The organism is Frankia sp. CeTa3Moorea, from assembly GCF_978021225.1.
On record NZ_CDXDOR010000238.1, the window covers coordinates 1 to 4,978 of the forward strand.

The 4,978-nt window shown below is 67.7% G+C and carries 5 protein-coding genes; 3 read left to right on the top strand and 2 right to left on the bottom strand.

Annotated elements, in window-relative coordinates:
• The 3 genes from AC08OV_RS23435 to AC08OV_RS23445 form a co-directional block, all read left to right on the top strand.
• Positions 1–410: hypothetical protein (locus AC08OV_RS23435; RefSeq protein ID WP_476615662.1), on the top strand; the 410-nt coding region annotated here is incomplete at its 5' end.
• A 50-nt stretch (positions 411–460) separates the two neighbouring features.
• A complete protein-coding gene (locus AC08OV_RS23440; protein WP_476615663.1) occupies positions 461–1,825 on the top strand; it encodes a recombinase family protein in 1,365 nt (454 codons plus the stop codon).
• A 442-nt stretch (positions 1,826–2,267) separates the two neighbouring features.
• Entirely contained in the window at positions 2,268–2,789 is a 522-nt protein-coding gene (locus AC08OV_RS23445) for an N-acetyltransferase family protein (RefSeq protein WP_476615664.1), read from the top strand.
• Between the two features lie 596 nt (positions 2,790–3,385).
• On the opposite strand, the gene AC08OV_RS23450 is transcribed toward AC08OV_RS23445, so the two are convergent.
• Together AC08OV_RS23450 and AC08OV_RS23455 are read right to left on the bottom strand one after the other, a co-directional pair.
• Positions 3,386–4,387, bottom strand: coding sequence for a GNAT family N-acetyltransferase (locus AC08OV_RS23450; protein ID WP_476615665.1), 1,002 nt, complete (start codon positions 4,385–4,387; stop codon positions 3,386–3,388).
• Between the two features lie 39 nt (positions 4,388–4,426).
• A partial coding sequence (locus tag AC08OV_RS23455) for a TRM11 family SAM-dependent methyltransferase (protein ID WP_476620334.1) occupies positions 4,427–4,978 on the bottom strand: 552 nt, incomplete at its 5' end.

Here is a 4,978-nt window from a genome sequence, read left to right on the forward strand (position 1 = left end):
TCAGGCATGGTCTGATCGTCGAGGCCCCTGACAGGTTCCGTGACCTGCGTGGGGGGCTGGTTCGTATCCGGCCGTACCGGCTGACCGACGTGGGCCGCACCGCTCTTGGCCTCGTCGAGGAGGCTCCTGCCGACGAGGAGGCCCCGCGGGGCGACGTCCCGGCGACGGTCGCCGTTGCCGACGTCCGGGTTGGCATGGCTACGCCGCTGGGCTGGGTGGACTACGTCTCCCGGCTGGACGAGGGCGGGGCCATCGTCTACTACCGCCCGTTTGATCGGTCCGTGCTCACGTGCCGCGCGTGGCCTGCTGGCGAGCGGCTGACGCTCGTTCCCTGCCCGCACATCCCCAACTTCTTCGACCGCTCCCGCTGCGCGAAGTGCGGTCACGAGCTGGGGAGCGTGGCCGCGTGAGGCCCGCCATCACGCTGTGGTCGGACGCTTCGGACACGTACGGTGCTGGGGTGGTTCGCAAGCTGCGCACGATCGGTTACCGCCGGATCTCCGATGACCGTGAAGGGCTGGAGGCCGGGGTCACCCGCCAGGACGAGGACATCCGGGAGCTTGCCGAGCAGCGTGACGATGTCGAGCTGATCGACGTGCTGACGGACAACGACCTGTCGGCCACGAAGGACTACCGGCCGGAGTTCGAGCGCATCCTCGCCATGGCGCGGGCCGGCGAGATCGACGCTGTGATCGCGTGGACGTCGAACCGCTTCCTGCGCAACCGGCCCGACCGGATGCGCGTGATCGAGCTGTTCAAGGCCCGCAACGTCCGGCTGATTCCGGTCAAGGGCACCACCATGGACTTCACCTCCGCCGACGGCCGGATGATGGCGGACATCATCTTCTCGATCGACGCGGGCGAGGCCGAGCGCACAGCGGAGCGGGTGTCCCGCGCGGCCAGGCAACGCGCGGAACAGGGCCGCCACCACGGCGGACCCAGGGCGTACGGCTACGGGCCGATCGTCGCCACCGACCACGCAGGCAAGCCCGTCCGGGACTTCTACGCCCTCGTTCCGGAAGAGGCGGCGGTCATCCGCCGCATCGCTGCCGAGGTGCTGGCCGGCGTGCCGTTGGGGGCCATCGCGCGCACGCTCAACGCCGAAGCGGTCCCAACCGTGACGAAGGCCCACCGGCCGACCTGCCCGAACAACGTCAAGGGCCGCAGGGCGTGGACCGACTGCCCATGCCCGTACCGCGGGTGGGATGCGACCACCCTCAAGGAGATGATGGTCAACCCGCGTCTGATCGGCATGCGCGGCTACCAGACCCGCAGCACACGGCGCAGCACGGGAACCATCACGGTCATGGGCCCGGCGGCGTGGCCCGCCGTGCTGGACGTCGACACGTGGGAGCAGGTCCGCGCGATCCTCACGGACGCCTCGCGGCGGACCAACACCGACGCCGAGAAGGTGCGGCGCCTGCTGGCCGGGTTCGTCTACTGCGCCTCCTGCGGGCACAAACTGACCGGGAACGGCACGAACGGAACCCGGCTCTACTGCCAGCGACGCGACGGCCGCTGTCCGGCCAAGGTCCGGATCGGGGAAGACTTCCTCGTCGGGCTGGTCTCCGCTGCCGTACGGGGACGTCTGGACGAGCTGGTTCTCCAGCCGGTGGCCACGGAGGACCCGGCCGCCGCCGAGTTGGCGACGCTGGAGGCCCGCAAGAGCGCGCTGGCGGACCGCTGGGCGTCCGGGAAGATGGACAACGACGCCTACGACGACGCCCACAAGGCCATCGTCCGCCAGATCCGCGAGGCCGAGGCCCGCAGGCACACCAGCGCGCGACGACGCGCCACCCTGCCCGTGGACGGCGCCGCGGGCTAGGACGGACTCGGCGAGGACATCGCCGCCAAGCGGATGATCCTCACCCAACTGATCGACGGCGTGATCATCGGCGGGAACGGCACCGTCGAGGGCGACCAGGCCCAGCGCGTACGGACCGTGTGGCGAGACCTCAACGACCCCCGATAGCCCACACCACCGACGAACCCCCCCGGGGCCGCTGTCGGGGGCCTTCGTCGTACCTGACCGCCATGACGCCTGAGAGCCACGCTGGCGAGTCGAACCGTCGGTAGCGGCGGCCCCCCGCAGGAGCGGCACCGCGACACCACCTGCTACACGGCGCACCCGCGTTGAGCTGCGCGGATCGCAGCATGTAGCGGGTAGCACCTGCCCCTGCCTGGCCCTGGGAACCTGCCAGCGGCCCGTGTTCGAGGAACGATGCTGCCGCTACCCGCTACACCGGCCAAAGTGTGACGATCGTCGGATGCGGGTTCGTCGGGGTCTCGTCGGTGATGCCGAGCGGGTCGCCCAGGTACCTGTGCTGTCCTGGCAGGTCGGCTACCGCGGGCTCCTGCCGCAGCCACTTCTCGATGGGCTCGACCCAGCACAGCGCGTGCCGCGGTGGACGACGACGCTGGGGCGGGCCGCCTGGCCGGCCCGAGGCGCTCTGGTCGCCGACGACGCCGGTGACATCGTTGGCTTCGCGGACCTGGGTCCCACCCAAGATGACGACCAGGACGCCAGCGAGGTCGGGGAGATCGTCTCCTTCTACGTCCTGCCCACCGTCTGGGAGCGGGGTGTCGGACGCGGCCTGATGGCCGCGGCGATGCGCAGTTTCGAGGCGGCGGGCTTCACTTGCGCCACGTTGTGGGTGATGGAGACGAACCTTCGCGCCCAGCGGTTCTACTCGCACCTGGGCTGGGAGCCTGACGGGGCTGTCCGGGACGAGGTCGTCGGCGGAGCCGTGATTCGTGACGTTCGGTATCGATATGAGCTGGGAAGATGACAGGTTCGCGGGCCGCTGCCGCGATGGTTGCGATCGATCTCGGCGGGCTGGGCGGGCAAGCGGGCACCGCGCCGGTAAGCGCCCTATGGGGCAGGATGCGACGTCACAGCGGGCCAGCGCAAAGCCAGCGGCGCGGTGCGTCGGCGGCACCAGAGGGCTGACCTGCGACGCTGTGACGCGCGCGGCCGATGCCAGCGATCAATGGTCCACATTGACCAGCCCGCTGTGAGTATCCGCGCTGGGAACCCGACCTGCACAGCGATCTCTACTGACAACCCTGGCTGTCGGCGCAGATCCGACAACCAGGGTTGTCGCGCCGTTGCCTGGCGTCACACCCGGCGGTCGAGGACCTGCCGAACGCGCGCCATCTGGTCGCGCCAGAGCCGCTCAACGGTGCAGCGACAATCGTGGTCGTCGTTCGCGCTCGCCTACTGGTAGTCGATCAACGTAGGTTCTGGCCACTCGGAACGTATCTCCTGGGTATCTCCCCTGTCCTTCCGGCTGGACCCTGGCGGGTCTCCCTCGCGTTTCGCACGGGGTTTGGCGACCGTTCCTTCTCTTGGTCGAGGTGCCGGAGCGACTGGGGACCAAGAGCATCAGCGGAAGACCGCGACGTCCCGCAGATGCCGAGCCGTGGCGCCCAAGGCGAACTTGTAGGGCTCGTCGCCTCTCCCAAGCTCGACGATTGTGATTCCCTCGTCGAACGCCTGCGCGGCGACCTCTGCAAGGAGCAGGTGGCTGGGGCTGAACCGAGCGAACGCGGGCTCATAGGTGGTCATGTACAGCAACAATGCCGATTCGGTCCGGAAGAACAAAGCTTGTGCGATCGGCGCGCCGCCAAGCGCGAGAACTGCAAGGAAAGATCGGCTCTGCGAGGCCAGAGAGGCGCCTGCCTCCCCTATGAACGCGGGGAAGCTCCGGTGTCGGTCCATAGCCGGGAGCTCATGCAGGCGCCCCCTGCGCTCCCACGCCGCCAGCCTCGCGGCTACGAAGCCGGCGAGTGCCGTGGGCATGCGTGCGGGGTGCGCCTCGCGGTAGCACGTCAGTCGTCCTTGCCCGCTCAGATGCCGGCGAGCCCAGCGCAGCTTCTTCCTGGTCGCTGGCGACCAGCCCGGGATAGCCGACAGCGGGCCGAACGAAGGGTCGCGAGGTTTGATTGCAAGTACCGGCGCGGGACAGGCGGCTACGCACGGCAGTGACTGGGCCAGAACACCGTCGGGACGCACATCGCATAGCTGCACCGGAGTACCCAAGCGGTGGCGCAGGCGTACAGCTTCTACAAGTGCCTCGACAGTCTGCAACCGGTGGCTGTTCCCGAGTAGCGCATCGTGCTCGTCGCCAAGCGGGTTGCCGGCCCAGCAGATACCTCGCGGTCCCAGAGAAAGGGTAAGAACACCGACTAGTTTGTCGTCTTCGAAGGCGACCGTCAGCAAGGGCGAGCCGAGATCCGGAAGTTGCCGCCAAGCGGCCAGACACCAAGCCGGGGAGGTGTAGATCGCGCTAGCCCCGCCCGCGGCTAAAGTTCCCCACTGGTTAGCGAGGCTTTCGGCGGCTTCGACTGTGGTGTACTCGACAATTGTAATCAAAGGCTGCCTCACATGTGAATCAGGACCCGTCGGGAGCGGCCAGGAGAACGACTAACCTTGGCGCCCGCCGATCAGGACAGTAGCAGGGTGGCCGTTGACAAGGATCTCATGCGACACGCGAATAATGAACCCATTGTTCTGGAGGCTCTTCTCGAAGATGTGGGCCGTCCTTCGTGAGGTGAGCAGGACCAGCCTTCCGGAGTCCGGGCGCAGAACCCGGCTAAAACTCCGCGCCGCAAGCTCGGTGAACTCTTCGTACGACATGGGAAGGTCCTCGTGCTCACCCCATGGTGGGTCGGTGACGATGACGTCGACTTGGCCGTCCCCGACCGAGGGGAGCGTCAGTGCGTCCTCGCCAAGAAACCGCACCCACCTGCTGCGAGCCAGCTCGGGGGAGAGGGAGGACCGGAGCTTTGGAAGATCCTGGTCTGAGTAGCAGATCACCCGAGCGGGATACTCGAGCCGTGCCTGCACGAAGGAGCCGCTGCCGGCAAAAGGATCGAGGAAGGAGTCGTTATCTGTCGGCACCGAGGCCGAAACCAGCATGTTTGACAGCTCATAGGAGATGGCTCCCTTTACCTTCGGGGGATTCTTCTTCTTTGG